Source organism: Hyphomicrobium sp. (assembly GCF_051860585.1).
GTDB lineage: Bacteria > Pseudomonadota > Alphaproteobacteria > Rhizobiales > Hyphomicrobiaceae > Hyphomicrobium_C.
Map to the genome: position 1 here is coordinate 412,506 of NZ_JBHYDS010000002.1, position 17,084 is coordinate 429,589.

The 17,084-nt window shown below is 63.9% G+C and carries 14 protein-coding genes; 4 read left to right on the top strand and 10 right to left on the bottom strand.

What is annotated here, in order from left to right; all coding sequences use genetic code 11:
* The first annotated feature begins 7 nt into the window (after nucleotides 1-7).
* The gene (locus tag ACTIFK_RS04790) at nucleotides 8-1,288 is read left to right on the top strand and encodes a hemolysin family protein (protein WP_439541904.1); all 1,281 of its coding nucleotides are present in this window, start codon (nucleotides 8-10) and stop codon (nucleotides 1,286-1,288) included.
* Between the two features lie 408 nt (nucleotides 1,289-1,696).
* Nucleotides 1,697-2,260, top strand: coding sequence for a protease adaptor protein RcdA (rcdA, locus tag ACTIFK_RS04795; protein ID WP_439541905.1), 564 nt, complete (start codon nucleotides 1,697-1,699; stop codon nucleotides 2,258-2,260).
* Nucleotides 2,261-2,410: 150 nt separating this feature from the next.
* Here rcdA and rpmE read toward each other — a convergent pair whose 3' ends face one another.
* Nucleotides 2,411-2,641, bottom strand: a complete 231-nt coding sequence (gene rpmE / locus ACTIFK_RS04800; RefSeq protein WP_439541906.1) for a 50S ribosomal protein L31 — start codon at nucleotides 2,639-2,641, stop codon at nucleotides 2,411-2,413.
* A gap of 283 nt (nucleotides 2,642-2,924) precedes the next feature.
* Here rpmE and ACTIFK_RS04805 point away from each other — a divergent pair, with 283 nt between their 5' ends.
* Complete coding sequence (locus ACTIFK_RS04805) at nucleotides 2,925-4,826, top strand: ABC transporter transmembrane domain-containing protein (protein ID WP_439541907.1); 1,902 nt, start codon at nucleotides 2,925-2,927, stop codon at nucleotides 4,824-4,826.
* A 35-nt stretch (nucleotides 4,827-4,861) separates the two neighbouring features.
* On the opposite strand, the gene ACTIFK_RS04810 is transcribed toward ACTIFK_RS04805, so the two are convergent.
* From ACTIFK_RS04810 to yajC, 6 genes are all read right to left on the bottom strand, one after another.
* Entirely contained in the window at nucleotides 4,862-6,790 is a 1,929-nt protein-coding gene (locus ACTIFK_RS04810) for a hypothetical protein (RefSeq protein ID WP_439541908.1), read from the bottom strand.
* Between the two features lie 459 nt (nucleotides 6,791-7,249).
* Nucleotides 7,250-8,104, bottom strand: a complete 855-nt coding sequence (locus ACTIFK_RS04815; RefSeq protein WP_439541909.1) for a squalene/phytoene synthase family protein — start codon at nucleotides 8,102-8,104, stop codon at nucleotides 7,250-7,252.
* A 30-nt stretch (nucleotides 8,105-8,134) separates the two neighbouring features.
* Nucleotides 8,135-8,509: an Mth938-like domain-containing protein gene (locus tag ACTIFK_RS04820; protein WP_439541910.1), complete on the bottom strand. Its 375-nt coding sequence runs from the start codon at nucleotides 8,507-8,509 to the stop codon at nucleotides 8,135-8,137.
* 17 nt (nucleotides 8,510-8,526) lie between these two features.
* Entirely contained in the window at nucleotides 8,527-9,495 is a 969-nt protein-coding gene (secF, locus tag ACTIFK_RS04825; RefSeq protein ID WP_439541911.1) for a protein translocase subunit SecF, read from the bottom strand.
* A gap of 73 nt (nucleotides 9,496-9,568) precedes the next feature.
* Nucleotides 9,569-11,206: a protein translocase subunit SecD gene (gene secD / locus ACTIFK_RS04830; protein ID WP_439541912.1), complete on the bottom strand. Its 1,638-nt coding sequence runs from the start codon at nucleotides 11,204-11,206 to the stop codon at nucleotides 9,569-9,571.
* A gap of 71 nt (nucleotides 11,207-11,277) precedes the next feature.
* Nucleotides 11,278-11,622 (bottom strand): preprotein translocase subunit YajC, encoded by a 345-nt coding sequence (gene yajC, locus ACTIFK_RS04835; protein WP_439541913.1) that lies wholly within the window; start codon nucleotides 11,620-11,622, stop codon nucleotides 11,278-11,280.
* Between the two features lie 263 nt (nucleotides 11,623-11,885).
* Here yajC and ACTIFK_RS04840 point away from each other — a divergent pair, with 263 nt between their 5' ends.
* The gene (locus ACTIFK_RS04840; RefSeq protein ID WP_439541914.1) at nucleotides 11,886-12,755 is read left to right on the top strand and encodes an ATP-binding protein; all 870 of its coding nucleotides are present in this window, start codon (nucleotides 11,886-11,888) and stop codon (nucleotides 12,753-12,755) included.
* A 110-nt stretch (nucleotides 12,756-12,865) separates the two neighbouring features.
* Here the strand turns inward: ACTIFK_RS04840 and ACTIFK_RS04845 are convergent, their stop codons facing one another.
* The 3 genes from ACTIFK_RS04845 to ACTIFK_RS04855 form a co-directional block, all read right to left on the bottom strand.
* Complete coding sequence (locus ACTIFK_RS04845; RefSeq protein WP_439541915.1) at nucleotides 12,866-14,413, bottom strand: peptidoglycan DD-metalloendopeptidase family protein; 1,548 nt, start codon at nucleotides 14,411-14,413, stop codon at nucleotides 12,866-12,868.
* 306 nt (nucleotides 14,414-14,719) lie between these two features.
* Nucleotides 14,720-15,994, bottom strand: a complete 1,275-nt coding sequence (locus ACTIFK_RS04850) for an ABC transporter substrate-binding protein (RefSeq protein ID WP_439541916.1) — start codon at nucleotides 15,992-15,994, stop codon at nucleotides 14,720-14,722.
* Nucleotides 15,995-16,074: 80 nt separating this feature from the next.
* A complete protein-coding gene (locus ACTIFK_RS04855) occupies nucleotides 16,075-16,875 on the bottom strand; it encodes a FadR/GntR family transcriptional regulator (protein ID WP_439541917.1) in 801 nt (266 codons plus the stop codon).
* Between the last annotated feature and the right edge of the window lie 209 nt (nucleotides 16,876-17,084).

Genomic DNA, 17,084 nt, shown 5'->3' on the forward strand with positions numbered 1-17,084 from the left:
AAACACCGTGACCGACCTCCTCATCGTCTTGGGCCTCATTCTTTTGAACGGCCTCTTTGCGCTCTCCGAGCTTTCCGTCGTATCCGCCCGCCAGCCCCGTTTGCGCGCGATGGCCTCGCAGGGAAAAAAGGGCGCGAAAAGCGCCCTGGCCCTCTCCGCCAATCCGGGACGTTTCCTCTCCGCCGTCCAAATCGGCATCACCCTCATCGGCATCATCAACGGCGTCTACTCCGGCGAAACGTTCGGCGAGTACGCCAACGCCGCGTTGCAGGACGCCGGCTTCTCGGCGGGCGTGGCCGTGCCGCTCGGCTACGGCATCGTCATTGCGATCATCACGTATCTCTCGGTTATCATCGGCGAGTTGGTCCCGAAAAACGTCGCCTTGAGGAACTCCGAGGCCATCGCCTGCATCGTCGCACCGGCCATGACTGCGTTCTCGCGCATCGCCCGTCCGGCCATCTGGTTGCTGGATGCGTCGACCCGCCTTGTCTTCCGTGTCTTCGGCCAGGCCGAGCAGCATCAAAGCCAGGTGTCCGACGAAGAAATCTCGATGGTCATCATGGAGGCCGAGGCCGCAGGCGTGTTGGAAAGCCATGAGCGTGAGATGATTTCGGGCGTCATGCGGCTCGCCGACCGCACCGTCATCGGCCTGATGACGCCGCGGACCGATGTCGATTGGCTCGACGTCGCCACGTCCGAGGACGAGATCAAGCAGCAGCTGATCGAGACGCCGCACTCGCTCATTCCCGTGGGTGAGGGCTCGATCGATACGCTGATCGGCGTCGTGCGCGCCCGCGAACTGCTGGCGGCGATCCTAGCCGGCCGCCCCCTCGACATCCGCGCCTATATCCGCAAGGTGCCGATCATTCCCGAAACCATGGATGCCCTCGATGCCCTCGGCATTCTGCGCGAGGCCGATGTTCCGATCGCCCTCATCCATGACGAATACGGCCACTTCGAAGGGCTCGTCTCACCTGCCGACGTGCTGGAAGCCATTGTCGGCGCCTTCAAGTCCGAGGGCGAGGAGCCCAACGCCGTCCAGCGCGCCAACGGCTCCTGGCTGGTTGCCGGCTCTATGCCGGTGGACGAATTGGCGGCCCAGTTCGGCCTGACGCTGCCCGAGAAGCGCGGCTACGCAACGGCCGCCGGCTTCGTCCTCGCCCATCTGCAGCACATTCCAAAGACAGGCGAGTTCATCGAGCAGGAGGGCTGGCGGTTCGAGGTCGTCGATCTCGACGGCCGGCGCATCGACAAGGTGCTCGTCTCCAGCACCGACACGATCTCCTGACACCGCGAAGTCCTTCACCGCCCCGCGCCGTCGATGTGTGCCATGATGGGGCACGGCGTTTACCGCAACGCTCCGGCATCATGAATGCGACGTCGATTCGAAATCGACAACTCTTAAGCTTTCGTTAGGGATCGCGGCGTATGCTTCTCGTCATCCAGATCACTGGATCCTGGGGTGGTGCCTAGCCACCCTGTTTGACGCCTCCCTGTTGACTTCTGAGCCGCCGCGAGGCGGCTCATTTTTTTAGGCGCGGCTCTTGCACGTCTCTTGCATAGGTTCTTGCTGTGGGGACGAACGGCGTTAGAGCATCGTTTCGTCTCGTTTTTGGCCAACTTTCTTAACTATGGTCTCTTAGGATCTGCCGATGCTAAGGTGTCCAATGTGTAGGCGTTTGTATCGAAGCGTGTCATGAGCAACGGTTCCCGCGTAGAAAATCTGTTTTCAGCCAAGGGCGAAACGGTCTCCTTCGGAGAGCGTTTCCAGGCGTCCGAACAATTCGATCGAGTGTTCACGGAAGGCATGGCGCTCGTCGAGCGTGCTGCCGCCTACCTCGATGGAGACGGCCGCCGCGAGTCCAAAGGCCTCCCCAGCCAGGTTACGGTTCTGTACGCCACCGAGAGCATGCGTCTCACGACGCGGCTGCTTGAGCTTGCGTCATGGCTGCTCATCCGGCGCGCACTGAAGGAAGGCGAGATCACCGCGGAGCAGGCCGAGGCCAAGCGCGCGCGTGTGAAGCTGCAAACCCTCGGCCGCCCGGCGCACACCAAAGGATTTGCGGATCTTCCGCAGGGTCTGAGAGATCTCATCGACGCGAGCTTCATGCTGCACGATCGCATCGTACAGCTCGACCGCGCGATGCTGCCGCCCGCGGATGGAACCGACGAGGCGCCGGTCGTCAACCCGGTCGCCACGCAGATCAGCAACCTCGAGCAAGCATTCGCATTGAGCCCGCGCCGCGTCGCCGCGCGCTAAGCTCGGGCGCAACCCTCGCGCATCGAAACTCCGAAATGCAAAAAAGGCCCGGCAATGCCGGGCCTTTTTCTATGCTTTCGAAGTGAAGCGCCGAGGGGCGGATACGCGTGCAGCCGTAACGGCGCAACGCATCGGCCGCCCAAGCCGCGACTACTCCTTGAGGAAGCCTTCGAACTTCTTCTTGAAGCGCGTCAGGCGGCCGCCGCGGTCCATGAGGCGCTGATCGCCACCGGTCCAAGCGGGATGCGAGCTGGGATCGATGTCGAGCGTCAGCTCGTCGCCTTCCTTGCCATACGTCGAATAGGTGACGAATTGCGAACCATCCGTCATTTTAACCGTGATCTGATGGTAGTCCGGATGCAGGTCGCCGTCTTTTTTCATAACCGTGCTCGCTCAAATGGGGCCAAACGGACTAGCGGCGCGACAATCGCGCGAACGCCCCCGAATTGGTGGCGGTATGCCCGACACCGGCACGGCCCCGAATTTCTGGATGCGCTTCTATAGTCGAGATGCTTGGTGCGCACAAGCATCGAAAAACGAGGCAAAGCGAACCACTTAAAGGCCCCCGGCACCCTGCGCGGCACGTTTTGCGCGCCCTTTTGCGCCCCGTGGCAATCCGAACCACCAGGCCGCAAATCGTTGACGCCGGGGACGAATGTCGAGCATGGTCAAAATAAATGCAAACGCCCTAAAGCGTGGCCGGGAAACGCCTAATTCGAGAGATCAAGACTTGAGTCTGAGTGAACGCCCTGCGGCGGCGAAGCCCGCACAGTCCGAAATTCCTTCGTCCGAAGATGACGCCGCGGCGGCGAGCCGCCGGTCCCTGCGTCCCCTGATGGCGCTGAAGCCCTACCTTGCCCGCCATCCGGCCCGCTTAGCGGGCGCGGGTGTCGCACTCGTTCTCTCGGCCATGGCCATGCTGGCCGTGCCGACAGCCGTCCGCCGCATGATCGACCACGGCTTCGGCGACCGGGACGGCGCCATGATCGATCAGTATTTCATGATGCTGATTGCGATCGGTGTCGTGCTGGCAATCGCCAGCGCCTCGCGCTTCTACCTCGTCAACTGGATCGGCGAGCGCGTCGTGGCCGATCTGCGCGCCGACGTTTTCGCTCATCTCGCCCGCCTCGGCCCCGACTTCTACGAGCGCACCCATTCCGGCGAGGTCATGAGCCGCCTCACCGCCGACACCACTCAGGTCAAGTCCGCGGCCGGCACGGCGATCTCGCAAGCCCTTCGCAACGTGATCATGCTGATCGGCGCGCTCGCGATGATGATCGTAACCAGCCCTCGCCTGTCGCTGCTGGTGCTCGTCGCCATTCCCATCATCGTGCTGCCGCTGATCGGCTACGGGCGCGTGGTCCGCCGCCTCTCGCGCCGCGCCCAGGATACGCTGGCCGAGGCGTCCGCTTACGCCGCCGAAAATCTCCAGGCCGTGCGCACCATGCAGGCCTTCGGACACGAGGACGCCGTCGCGACGCGCTTCGCCTCATCCGTCGAGCGCTCGTTCTCCGCCGCGCGCGACCGCATGCGCGCCCGCGCTGGCCTCACCGGCCTCGTCATTCTGCTCGTCGTATCGAGCATCGTCGGCGTGCTGTGGTATGGCTCGGCCTCGGTGCTGAGCGGCGAGATCACGGCCGGCCGTCTCGGCCAGTTCGTGATCTACGCGCTGTTCGCTGCCGGTGCACTCGGCGAGCTGTCCGAGGTTTGGGGCGAAACCACGCAAGCCGCGGGCGCCGCCGAACGCATCACCGAATTTCTCACCATCGAGCCCGAGATCAAATCGCCGCTCCATCCGGTGCCGCTCCCCGTACCGGTCAAGGGCGACATCGAATTCGACGCCGTCCGCTTCGGCTACACCGGCCGCGCGGGTGTGCCCGCCATCGAAGGCGTGTCGTTCCGCGTCGCGCCCGGCGAGCGTGTGGCGCTGGTCGGCCCGTCGGGTGCCGGCAAGTCGACCATTCTCAATCTCATCCTGCGCTTCTACGATCCGACCGCCGGTGAGATCCGCCTCGACGGCATCGACATTCGCACCGTCGCGCTCGACAAGCTGCGCGCCGCGACCGCGCTCGTGCCGCAGGATGTCGCGCTCTTCGCCGATACGGTTGCCGAGAACATCCGCTACGGGACACCGGAGGCCTCCGAGACGGACGTCATCCGCGCCGCCGTGGCAGCCCAGGCCGACGGCTTCATTCGTGCGCTTCCCAAGGGCTACGACACCCGTCTCGGCGAGCGCGGCGTATCTCTGTCGGGTGGCCAGCGCCAGCGCATCGCGATTGCGCGTGCCATCCTGAAGAACGCGCCCGTCCTCCTGCTCGACGAAGCCACCAGCGCCCTCGACACCGAGAACGAGGTCGCCGTGCAACGCGCGCTCGAGACGCTCACGAAGGGACGCACGACCATCGTCGTCGCCCATCGCCTCTCCACCGTGCAGACGGCCGACCGCATTCTGGTGATCGACAAGGGCCGCATCGTCGAGAGCGGCACCCATCGCGAGCTGGCACAGCGGAATGGCCTCTACGCGCGCCTGTCCGAGCTCCAGTTCGGCAGCGAAGCCGCCGAATAATCCCACGAGCTCGGCAGCGGAGCCGCGGGATAAAGCTAGGGCGCGTCGTTGAACGCAGCCGCCGCGGGCGATGTCTGCCCGTGCCGCGAGAGCACCGCGCGTGCCCGCTCCACGACCGAATCCGCAATCGCCGCGTGACCCTCGGCCGAGGGATGGAACGCGCCGGAGTAGGTCGCGGCCAGCAACACCTGGAACCACGAGAAGCTTTGCAGCTTGAGCACCTTCTGCATCACCGAACCGGCGACGTGGAAGTTGCCGGTCAGGAACGCGTCGTTCGGAGTGCGGAACCAGCGCCGCCGCGCGGCATAGGGTTGGAACAGCGCGGGGTTATACGGCTCCCACACGTTTCCCTTCCGGCGCGGCAAGCGCAGATCGTCCACCGTTTGGCCGAGCCCGTTCGTGTGCCCCGCACAGATGCCGCGGCCAACGAAGGTTTTCTGGTGCTCGGAGGCGAAACTCCAGCCGTGCAGTTCCGCGCTGGACTTCATGATTTGATCGAGCTTGTCAGCCAGCCACGCGCTCGAGAGCGCCGCCTTTTGCGTAATCGCAAACTCGTCGAACACGTCCATGCCGGCCGATCCATCGGCGCACATCGAGCCCTTGTCGTCGAGCAGCGCGAACGGCGGATACCCCGTCAGGATCACGCGATCGCTTTCTTCCCACGGGATGTGCAGGATGCCGTGCAGCGCCCGGTTCATCGCCTTGTAGCGCTGGTCGAGCCGCGTCAGCAGCTCCTGACTCTCCTTGTTGCCGTGCACCTGGCCGAACCAGCCGCCGAGACTGCGCACCAGCGATTGATCCGAGAGCACGGCGTTCGCGACCAGACGCGCGAAGCCGATGTCGTTGCCGCCGACCGACATCAGCAGAAGATCGATCTTGCGCGCCTTGTCGGCCGGGCATTTCGAGAGCACGAGCCCGCCCTGCAGCTCCGGAATGACGCCGTGCATGTGGTAGGCTTCGGGCATGTCTTGCTTCGGCGCTTCGACGCGTCCGCACTGGGCGTCGGCCGCAGCCGAGATCTGCGAGAGATCCGGCGGGTTCGGCACCCACTCGTTGCCCTTGTAGCGCAGGAACATGCCCCACGTGACTTCGGCGCCCGAACAGGCGAAGCCGGCGAACGTCACCGCCCGGTGCGGATCCTCGACCGCGAGTTCGAGCGCAGCACGCGTTTGATAGGAATAAAGCGAACGATGGCAGGCTTGATCCAGCCAACGCGCGTTTTCCTTCACGAACGCGTCGTCGCCCACCTGCTTCCAGGGACCGACGCGAGCCGGATAACCGCTGAGCGATCCTGAGCCGCCGCCCTTGCCGTATTCGATTGTCCGCTCCGGCGAGAAGCGCACCGGCACATCCGGATTGCCCTCGCCGGATCCAAAGCTGTCGCCGACCCCGACCACGAAGATGTCGCGCACCTTGACCTCGGTCGAAGCCACGGTGATGCCGCCGATTTCGACACGCACGGCAAGCCCCGACGGATAAGGCGCGCTGAACAGCACCGGCTCCTTGCACGGCCGGGTCAGAAGGCTTTCTCCGCCGTCGCCCTCGCGCAGCGACGACGTGATCCAGCGGCAATCGACATCGGGCTCGGGAACGCCCTTGAGCGTGAGCACGACGCGGTGCTGCTTCGGATTGATGTAGTCGTCGCCGTTCGGGCAGACGTAGCGATTGCGTGAATTGATCCAGCACGTTTTGCTGTACATGGTCTCCGCCCAGCCCGCCTCGTGGCGGCGCGAGAGCGCATGCTCGGCGGCGAGAACAGGCGCGGTCCGCCGCTGCGCCGGCGAGAGCTCGAGATAGGTCGCGCGGTGGATCTCGGTATCCTTCGGATCGGTGAACAGACGGAAAGGATTTTCGACCCGCCATTCGATCTCGACGGATGCCATCGACGCGAGGTCGTCGATCCCCATCGGCTCGGAGCCTGGTGCTGCGTGCGGATCGAGAGGCGCGCCCGGATAGCGCGGCACCGCGGCTTGTCCATCGGCCGGCGGAAAAGGTATGCCCGGTCCCGGTTCGCCCAACGTCGGCGAAGCAGTGTGCGGCGCGGCGGCGGGTTGATCGGGGGCAGCGTGATCAGAGCGTGGATCGGCCGCCTGCGGCGAAGCCACCGGCGGTTCGCCCGGCGCCGACTCTCCCGTCGTCGGCTCCCCCAGTGTCGGTTCTCCGAGTGTCGGTTCCCCCAAATTTGGCTCATTGAAATTTGGCTCGCCGAGCTCTGGCGCACTGAGGTCCGGCTCCGCAGGGGTTGGTTCACCCGGATCGGCAAACGGCTGATCGCCCGAGCGTTGCTCGAAGCCATCGTGCGGCCCGTCGCCATACTGAGCCGACGCGGGTCCACAAACGGCGGTGAGCACGACCGCTAGAAAAATTGGCGCAAGGGATCGCAACATTCATGCTCCCATCGGACGCTCGCCCGCGGGCGCGACCTATACGCGCCTCCGCCAATGAGCGAACCACAGCCTCACGACACGCGAAAGCGGCGAAATGTCCGCCACGCTTCCCAACACATCCCGGCCCGGCTTCAGCGCGGCCGCCAGATACGGCTCGACCAGCGCGACCGGCAAAACAGCATCGAGGTACCCCGCGTCCAGCTCCGGACCATCGCCCCGCAAACGAGCGACGGCCGCACGAGCATCACGCGCCAGCTCCGACATGAGCGTACGCACCGCACTGCGCGCGTCGTCCACGCCGCATCCACGCGGATCGCGCACCCGACTCACAAGTTCACCCGGAATCGGCAACCGACCATGAGCAAGTTGCTGTGGCAGCGTGAGGGCGAGCCGTGTCAACGCCAGCGCCCGCGCCGCGTTTTCGCCACATCTCGCAGCGGAGTTGACGGATCCGCCACCTAAAATTGAAAGCGCAAGCCGGATTGCGGCCCCTTCCGTCTCGTCGACATAATCATCGAGCGCGCGCGCATCCTCGACTCCGTCCTCGTACAGCTCCCGCCCGTAGCCTTCGATGGGCAGGACCAGCAGCGCCGGATCGAGCATACGCCGCCGCGCAACGTCGCGCAGGGCGTCCGCCACCGGGTGTCCGCTCGTCGCCTCGGACGAAACCGCATCGCGCCACCATTGCAGCCGGATTTCTCCGATCGCGGCCTCGCGCGCGAGCAGCGGAACGCGCTTGATCTCCCCGAGGTAGGCCGCGAGCACGAGAAGATCTGCGCGCGCGCCACTCGGAGCAAGCAACGCGGCAAGGTAGCGATCGCGATCGAAGGTCCGCGCTGCGTCGAGAACCTCGCGGTCGGTCGGGCGCACATCTGCGGCGGCGTCGGTCATCCGGTTTTCGATCTCAATGCGCTGAGGCCATCATGCGACCGCGATCAGCGCCGCGGCAACCGGCCGCCCCTCCGCGAGCAGCACATTATAGGTGCGCGCGGCGGCTCCCGTATCCATCGCTTCGAGCCAGACGTTGGCCGCCTTGCAGGCCTCATGCAGCGGGCGCGGCGCGGGCACGAGCGTTGAACCGGTACCGAGGAGAAGAAGAGAGACCGCATTCCCCGCCGCGAACACGTCGGAGAGCTTGTCCGGGTCGAGATCGGTCATTGCGCCGACTGGCCAGTCCCAGATCCCGCTCGGCAGGCACAGCACCGAACCGCGATGGCTCATGCCGCCGAAGCGGAAGCCCCCGTTGCCGTAGGCTTCAATCGGAACCTGGATCGGCAGATGGGCCCGCGCCGTCATGGACGCGCCCTCGCTGACTAGGGGCGAGCCGTCGTTGCCCCGCCCGCCTTGGCAACCGCCGCCGCATCGCTCCAATCGCGCTTGACGCCGAAGAAATCGATCACGGGCGCCGAGATGAACATCGAAGAATACGTGCCGATCACGACGCCGAACAGCATGGCGAAGGTGAAGTTTCGGATCACGTCACCGCCGAGGAAGAAGAGCGCGAACAACACCGCGATGGTCGTGACACCGGTCAGGATGGTGCGTGAGAGCGTCTCGTTGATCGACAGGTTCAGAAGCTCCGTCAGCGGCATCTTTTTGTATTTCCGCAGGTTCTCACGGATACGATCCGAGACCACGACGGAATCGTTGACCGAATAACCTAGAATGGTGAGCAGCGCCGCGACGATGGAGAGATCGAACGCGAGCTGGAAGAACGAGAAGATGCCGGCCGTGACCAACACGTCATGAAATAGGCCAAGCACCACGCCGACCGAGAATTGCCACTCGAACCGGAACCAGACGTACATGACAATCGCGGCGATCGACGCGAGAACCGCGATCAAGCCCGTCATGCGCAGCTCACTGGAAACAGCCGGTCCGACGACCTCCACGCGACGCTGTTCGAAATCGTTGCCGAGCGCTGCGAGAACCTTATTCGTACTCTCCTGTTGCGCGTCGTCGCCGCCGGGCTGCTGCTCGACGCGAATGAGCGCGTCGGCTTCGGTGCCGAAGCTCTGGATCTGAACGTCACCGAGCCCCAATGCGCCAAGCGTGTCGCGCATCTTACCGATGTCCGCCTGCCCGGACTTGGCGCGCACTTCGATCAGCGAGCCGCCCTTGAAGTCCACGCCGTAGTTGAAGCCCTTCACCGCGATCACGGCGAGCGACAGCGCCATGGCAATCACCGAGAGGGCCACGCACAGATTCTTGTACTTCATGAACGGCAACTGGGTGCCGTGCGGGAAGAAGTCTATTCCCTTGAAGTCAGGCACAAGAAACATCGGGTCACCTTCTCAATTTGAATGTCCGGTCGGTTCCGGAAACTGGCACGAACAGATCTGCTCGGCGCGACCGCTAGATCGGCACCGAGAGGTTGCGAGTGCCCTTGGCTCTGGCGTTCTTGACCCACATCGCGACCAGCAGACGGGTGACCGTCACGGCCGCGAACACGGACGTCAGAATACCGAGCGTCAGCGTAACGGCGAAGCCGCGGATCGGACCCGAGCCGAGCCAGAACATGATGACGGCCGCAGCCAGCGTCGTGATCTGACTATCAAGAATGGTGACGAACGCCTTCTGGAAGCCGGCTTCGATCGAAGCGATGGCCGTTCGGCCGGTGCGTAGTTCTTCACGCATGCGCTCGTAGATCAAAACGTTCGCGTCGACGGCCATGGCGATCGTCAGCACGAAGCCAGCGATGCCAGGCAGCGTCAGCGTCGTCCCGATCACCGACATCAGCGCCAAAATCAAGAAGGCGTGCACAATGAGACCGAGAACCGCGTAAACGCCGAACGTCCCGTAGGCGAGGATTGTCAGGATCGCTGTCGCGCCCATGCCGACGTAGCCCGCGAGCTTGCCCGCCTCGATGCTGTCGGCACCCAGCGACGGACCGACCGTGCGCTCTTCCACGATGGTCAGCTTCGCCGGCAGCGCGCCGGACCGAAGCTGGATCGCGAGGTTGTTGGCGCTTTCGATTGTGAAATTGCCCGAGATCTGGCCCGAGCCGCCGAGAATGGCTTCGCGGATCACAGGCGCCGAGATCACCTTGTCGTCGAGCACGATCGCGAACGGCTCGCCGACATGCTGCTTGGAAAACGTGCCGAACTTGCGCGCGCCGGACTGATTGAAGCGGAAGCTGATGATCGGTGCGTTGGTCTGGTGATCGAAGCCGGGCTGCGAGTCGACGAGATCGTCGCCCTGCACGACGGCCGTCTCCGCCAGCACGTAAGCGGCGGGGAAGCCTTCTTCCTTTTCCTTTTCGTCCGCCTGATACACGCGATAGCCCATTGGCGGCCGCGTCAGCTTCGCTTCCTCGGCCGTGACCGTAGGATGCACGGCGTGGAACGAGAGCTTCGCCGTCTTGCCGATCAGCTCCTTGAGCTGCGCCGTGTCGGTGAGGCCCGGGTATTGAACCAGGATGCGATCGGTACCCTGGCGAACCACCGTCGATTCTGCCGTTCCGAGCGCGTTGACGCGCCGGTTGATCGTCTCGATCGACGCCGCTGTCGCGTGCGATACGCGCTCCCGAAGGCCATATGCCGTCGGCTTGAGAAGGATCAAGCCAGGCTCGCTGCCCTTCTCGACCTGGATGTCGTTGCCGCTGGTGCCGAGGATCGTATTGCCGATCGGCTGCACGAGCTTCTTCAGGTCCTTAACCGCCTGATCGCTCTCTTCGGGCTTGACCAGACGCACCTGCACCGAATCCGCCGTCACGCCAATCGCGGAAAATCCGATCTTGCCTTCGCGCAAATTCTTGCGCGCGTCCTCGCGCAGATTGGAGAGCCAGTCCTTCTCGAGTTCCTTGGTATCGAGTGCAAGGAGAAGATGCGCGCCGCCCTGCAGGTCGAGGCCGAGAGGCATCTGCCGCTTCGGCAGGAAGCTCGGCCAGGACTCAAGAGTTTGCTTGGAGACGAAGTTGGGAAGCCCGAACAGGAACCCGACGAAGATCGTCCCCAGGATCGCGATGATCTTCCAGCGCTCGAAGTGCAGCATGAGAGTGCGTACCTTTGCGGTGCGTTTGGTTCTTGTTTGTGCCGGCGCGCCCGGACGGGCGCCGCTTCCAGCTACTTCGTGCTTGTCTGGTCCTTCACCGGCTCGCTCTTCGAGCGCACATCGAGAAGGGTGCTCTTGAGAACGCGAACCTTGAGCGTGTCGTTGAGATCGATCTCGATCTCGTCGGACGTGTCCGGCACGCGCGAGACCTTGCCGATGAACCCGCCGGACGTCACGACGGTATCTCCGCGGCGCACGCGCTCGATCATCTCACGATGCTGCTTGGCACGCTGGCTCTGCGGACGAATGACGAGAAAATAGAAGATCAGAACCATCAGCAGCATGGGAATCAGAAGACCCGTAAACGGATCCCCCATGGAGGTGCCGGTTTGCGCGAAGGCCGGAGTAATGAACATGGTTGACTGGTCCTTGCCGGATCGTCTTGAGTGATGTGATGAAGCGAAATGCGGCCGATCTTGTCGGAGGATACCCTCCGCAAGCCCGTCCGCCTGAGATCGGCCGCGACTATAGAGGCCAGCGCCCGGTTTGCAACCCTCGCGGAGGCCCCGCGGGAGCTGCGGTCCACGGAGGGGCTGGCGCGTCGCGGGCACCGTAATAAAGTGGCGCGTCACCGGCCAAAACCCCAGCCAACCTCCCGAATTTCAAGGCAAAGCAAGCAATGACCGACGACACGCGGCACGCCGCCCTCTTGGAACGTATCGCGGCTGCCCTGGAGCGCTTGGCACCCCCGCCGCCGGCAGCGCCGGACTTCGAAGCAGCCGGGGCTTTTGTCTGGAATGCGGCCGCCCTCGGCTTCCAGCCGGTCCCCCAGGTCAACCGGCTCCCCCGCGCGCTCTTGCGCGGAATTGACGGCCCCGCGCGCCAGCTGCTCGACAACACCCGCCGCTTCGCCACCGGCCTGCCGGCCAACAACGCGCTCCTCTGGGGCGCGCGCGGCATGGGCAAGTCCAGTTTGGTCAAGGCCGTTCACGCCGAGATCGCTCAGGAAGGCAGACGGAGCAAAGCCGGACTGAAGCTCGTCGAGATCCACCGCGAGGACATCGCCACCCTGCCCGCTTGCCTCGCCATGCTGCGCGCGTCCCCGCATCGCTTCATCGTCTTCTGCGACGACCTCTCCTTCGACCGCGACGACACGAGCTACAAATCGCTCAAGGCCGTGCTCGAAGGCGGCATCGAAGGCCGCCCGGAGAACGTGCTCTTCTACGCCACCTCGAACCGCCGCCATTTGATGCCGCGCGACATGGTCGACAACGAGCGTTCCACCGCCATCAATCCGTCGGAGGCGGTCGAAGAGAAGGTCTCGCTGTCGGATCGGTTCGGCTTATGGCTGGGCTTCCACAACTGCAGCCAGGACGACTATCTGGCGATGGTGGAGAGCTATGCCGCCCATTTCGGATTGCCCGTCGCGCGCGACGAACTTATCCGCGACGCCCTCGAATGGAGCATCACGCGCGGAGGCCGTTCGGGCCGCGTCGCCTGGCAGTTCACGCAGGATCTGGCGGGGCGGCTTGGCAAGACGCTGAACTAGGCAGCAGGCAGCGGGGCAACAGGCAGCAGGGCGATCGCCACGAACCGACCGCTGCCGGCGACCCGCGTCCTTCCTGCCGGCTGCCGGCTGCCTGCTGCCCGTTGCCGAACTTACAGCCGTTCCATGAAGGGCGTCGGATCGACCGGCTTCTGCCCCTGCCGCAGCTCGAAGTGAACCTGCGGCTGATCCACCTGGCCGGAGCGTCCGGCCTTGGCGATCACCTGCCCGCGCTTGATGCGGTCGCCGCGCTTGACGAGAATTTCGTCAGCGTGCGCATAGGCCGTCACCCAGCCGTTGTCGTGGCGCACGAGAACCAGATTGCCGTAGCCCTTGAGCTCGTCGCCGGCGTACGCGACGACACCGGTCTCGGCCGCATGCACGTCCGTTCCCATCGGCGCCGCGAGATTGACGCCGTCGTTGTGCGTGCCGTCGGGACGCGGGCCGAAACTGCTGATCACCTTTCCAGCGACGGGCCAGCGCAGGCGGCCGGTATCGGCCACCGAGCCTGCGTTTTGCGCCTTCGCAGGCGACACGGCATCGCTTGCCGAGCCGGGCGTCTCGGCCTTGGCGACACGCTCTCCGCCGCTGCCGTTGAGCAGCATCGGTTGCTGCGACGACGACGTCTGCGGCGGACTGTTGGTGACTTCGCCGAGCTGAACAGCGCCCGGCGTCGGCGAGGCAGCAGGCGCGCGCGCGGTAGGCGTGGCATCCGCGACGGGAGCCGCTTCCGCAACCGGCACAGCGCCGCCCTGGCCGGGAACCTTCAGAACGGTACCGGGCTTCACCTTCCGCGAGTCCGAAATGCCGTTGTAGCGCTCGATATCGGCAAGCTTGACGCCATTTTGGCGCGCGATCGCATAGAGGCTGTCGCCCTGACGCACGGTGTAGTTGGCGTTCCAATCAGCCGGCGCGTCGACAGCCGCATGCGACGGAGCCGCAGCCACATGCTGAGTGTCGTCGATCTCACGCTCGGGACGCGCGGTCTGCGTCGCGGCGCCCACGGCAGTGCCACCTGCGCTCCCTGCCGGCAGGTAGAGCTTCTGGCCGGGCTTGAGGCTCGGCGACGACAGGTCGTTGAGCGACATCAGCTCGTTGAGCGAAACCTTGTGGCGGCGCGAGAGGGCATAGAGCGTATCGCCCGGACGCACCTCGATCATCTCGCCCTTGGCGCTCGTTTCGTGCGACGCGAGCGGCGGCACCCTGCCGGAGGCAGGTGCGTTGGCATAGCCGGAAGCCCCGGAAGCCCCGGAAGCGCCCGACGCGCCATACTGCGAATTGCCCTGCGGGGCCGCACCGTAGCCACCCGAACCGTACGAGGGCGCGCCGCGCGAGCTACCGCTGTTGTTGTAAGCCGGCGCACCGCTCGAGCGCTGATCGTAGGCCGGCTGCCGCGGCGGCTGGCCGTAGCCCGGGCGCTGGTCCTGAGAAATGGCGCTGGTGGTCAGCGAACCCTGCGGCGGCGGAAGGTCGGAGCGCGACACTTCGCTGCCGCTCGGTGCACGGTCATAGGCGGCCGAGCCGTATTCGTTGGAGGCCGTTCGGCCCGTGGTTCCGTAGGAATTCTCCGAGTGCGCTCGCGCGCCATCCGGATTGCCCAGATCGAACCTTGTGATATCGGCGCTGCAACCGCCCAATAACGCGGCGGAGGCCAAGATCATCCCGATCTTGACGCGCTCGACGCACGCGAATTGATGACATTTACGCACGGAACTTAACATGCCACACACCCTGAGTACCCTCTCCAGGTAACCCTTAACCAGTTAAGCAAACCTTAACGGAGGGTCGAAAGCGCTCCTTGTGCGCGGGCCGGTGGAGGCCAGCCTGAAAGGAATATCGTCCGCGCAGGATCGTTCTCTACGCCGCGATTGTGCTGCGATGACGGAGAAATATCGGCGACTTGGCGGCTAACGCATTTCCGTAAAAGTGGAAACCGAGGGTCTGACTTCAAACCCGCCAGCCGCATCTCAAAGGCCGTCTTCGATCGACCGTCGCTTCTGGTAGGGAAAACCGGGCATGTGAGCCGCGGCGCGCTGATCCCACATCAGATTGAGCTCGCGCATGTGGCGCACCAGGATCGACTTGTGCTTGGCCCACCAGTCGGGAATTGACGAAAATTCTTGAATGCGCGCCTTGCCGTCCTGGATCATCACCACGGGCCAGGACCCGACCAGCGCATTGTCAATTCCGAACAGTTCGTCGCCCCACCATGTCGCGTCGCCGAATGCGTGGTGCCCGACACGGCCGAACTTCATGCTGGCAAGCACCGCGAACGGCTCGAACGTGCGGGCCCGCTGCACAGCCATCTTCCAGAGTTCAAGAGTTGATGCATACTCCCACGACACGGCACTCCATGTATTCGGAAATCGGGCGCAAAACTCCTCGTAAAATCCGTTCGCGTCTTCAAAATTCACCTGCGAGTCAGCGAGCTTCGGATCGTCGAAGTCAGGGAATTGGAAAACGAAGCCCTCCATGAACTCCGCGCTCGTTTGCTCGATGAGGTCTCGATAGCTGTCGCAGGTGCAGGAGAGCAGCCGGCCCTTGAAACCGCGCTTGAAGGCTTCTTTGGTCAAGGCGTGCATGAACGGTTCGTACGCCGTGTCCCAACAAAGAATATCAGGCTGGTGCTGCATCAACTTTTCGACGATGGGACCGAATTCCACCGTCTCCACCGGAAACAGATGCTCGGCGACAAGCTCGATGCCGGCGGCCTCGAAGGCGGCGCGATAGGTTGCGATCGATGGCCAGCCGTGCAGATCGTCCTGCGTACAAATCGCCACCGTCTTCAAGGACGGATCGTGACGCTTCAACCAGTCGACACCGGTGACATTATAGATGGGATGCACTTCACTCGGCGCAACGAGTGTCGGCGCGTCGGGAGTGAGATCGCTCGGCAGCAGCGTCGCCACCAGCATCCGATGCTGGTTGACCACGCGACGCACCTGCTCCGTGAAGTCATTGCCCCCCACCATGAGGATGAACTTCACATCGTCTTCATTGATCAGCTTCTTCACCCCGGCGAGGGCAAGGTCGGGTTGGAATTTCGTGTCGAACGGCACGAGTTCGACCATGTAACGGCGCATGCCGACCTTGACGCCGCCCGCGGCGTTCACGCGGTCGGCCCAAATCAGGCTGCCGTTGAACCCGGGTTCCGCCCAGGATTTCAACTTGCCTGACAGCGGGGCAAGAAATCCCACCTTCAGAAGCGTCGGCGATTCGATTGAGTGATCGGCGAGCGCCACCGACAGCGCCGACGCCAGCGGGTTCCTAGAGCGCATGGGAGTATGTGATCCAGGTCTCCTTCACGACCGTCGGTCCGGCTCTATGGGGCAGCATAGATCATGTCCTCTTGCGACGAAGCGATGTAGAGCCTCATGCACTCGACCGCGTTGTCGACATTGCGGCGCTCCAGCGCGGTGAACAGCGAGCGCAGGGCGCGTTGCGCATCACGAATGCGGTCGGGCGTAAGCGAGCGCTTTTTGTCCGCGCACCATTGCGGCTGTTTACGCACCTCGCTCAGCACGCGATACATGCCGATGATCGCCGCATTGCGAGTCCCCTGACAGAGCGACATCATGAATTGCTTCTCGAGGTGCGCGAACCGCTCCGCATCGGCGGTAATGTCTTCGAGTTCTGCAAGCGCCCCTCTCAAGTTGGTTAGGTCGCGAATGGACATCGAGATCGTGGCCAATCGTGCGATCTCGGGCTCGATGATGGATTGGGCCACATTCATTTCGAACGGCGAGATGGCTTCGGCCAACACCGCAATGTTCATCATCCCGGCTTGCTCAGCCGCGGGGTTGGGGGGCGTGCCAAATCGGAAGCTGACAAACGCTGCGGTGCCGGCCCGGCGCGAAACAATTCCGTAGGCTTCGAGAAATTCGATGGCCTGACGAATGGTGTTCCGCGATTGCCCGAACTCTTGCGACAGCTCGCGCTCGGCTGGAAGGCGGGTCGCGAACGAAAAACGGCCAGAGGCAATCCGATCGAAGATCCGCGCTGCGACGTCCTTGACCGCCTGCTTGACCACCGGATGGTCAGCCGCCTCCCGCTCCCAGGGTGGGGCAATGCCGGACGTGAGCGAGGTGTCCCCGCCGATCGCATACGACTCCTTCTCCGCCATCCCGTCGCTCTCCAAAATCGCCGCTGCACCACGCTCAGTGGCCCAACTTTTTGGGTCCAACCGATCCTCGGAACGGCCGAACCATTTTCAACCATAACTGACCATGCGGCCAATACCATCTAAAAATCAAGCACAAAGCCGTTAGCAGGCCACATTGCGCCTAATTATTCGTCAATTAAATTTCTTCCCAGTGAACTTTTGTATTGATC

Coding starts and splice junctions, on each gene's coding strand:
- secF (WP_439541911.1), bottom strand. CDS start 9,495: ATGTTTCTTGTGCCTGACTTCAAGGGAATAGACTTCTTCCCGCACGGC.
- yajC (WP_439541913.1), bottom strand. CDS start 11,622: ATGTTCATTACTCCGGCCTTCGCGCAAACCGGCACCTCCATGGGGGAT.
- ACTIFK_RS04805 (WP_439541907.1), top strand. CDS start 2,925: ATGGTCAAAATAAATGCAAACGCCCTAAAGCGTGGCCGGGAAACGCCT.
- rcdA (WP_439541905.1), top strand. CDS start 1,697: ATGAGCAACGGTTCCCGCGTAGAAAATCTGTTTTCAGCCAAGGGCGAA.
- ACTIFK_RS04820 (WP_439541910.1), bottom strand. CDS start 8,509: ATGACGGCGCGGGCCCATCTGCCGATCCAGGTTCCGATTGAAGCCTAC.
- secD (WP_439541912.1), bottom strand. CDS start 11,206: ATGCTGCACTTCGAGCGCTGGAAGATCATCGCGATCCTGGGGACGATC.
- ACTIFK_RS04855 (WP_439541917.1), bottom strand. CDS start 16,875: ATGGCGGAGAAGGAGTCGTATGCGATCGGCGGGGACACCTCGCTCACG.
- ACTIFK_RS04845 (WP_439541915.1), bottom strand. CDS start 14,413: ATGATCTTGGCCTCCGCCGCGTTATTGGGCGGTTGCAGCGCCGATATC.
- ACTIFK_RS04815 (WP_439541909.1), bottom strand. CDS start 8,104: ATGACCGACGCCGCCGCAGATGTGCGCCCGACCGACCGCGAGGTTCTC.
- rpmE (WP_439541906.1), bottom strand. CDS start 2,641: ATGAAAAAAGACGGCGACCTGCATCCGGACTACCATCAGATCACGGTT.
- ACTIFK_RS04840 (WP_439541914.1), top strand. CDS start 11,886: ATGACCGACGACACGCGGCACGCCGCCCTCTTGGAACGTATCGCGGCT.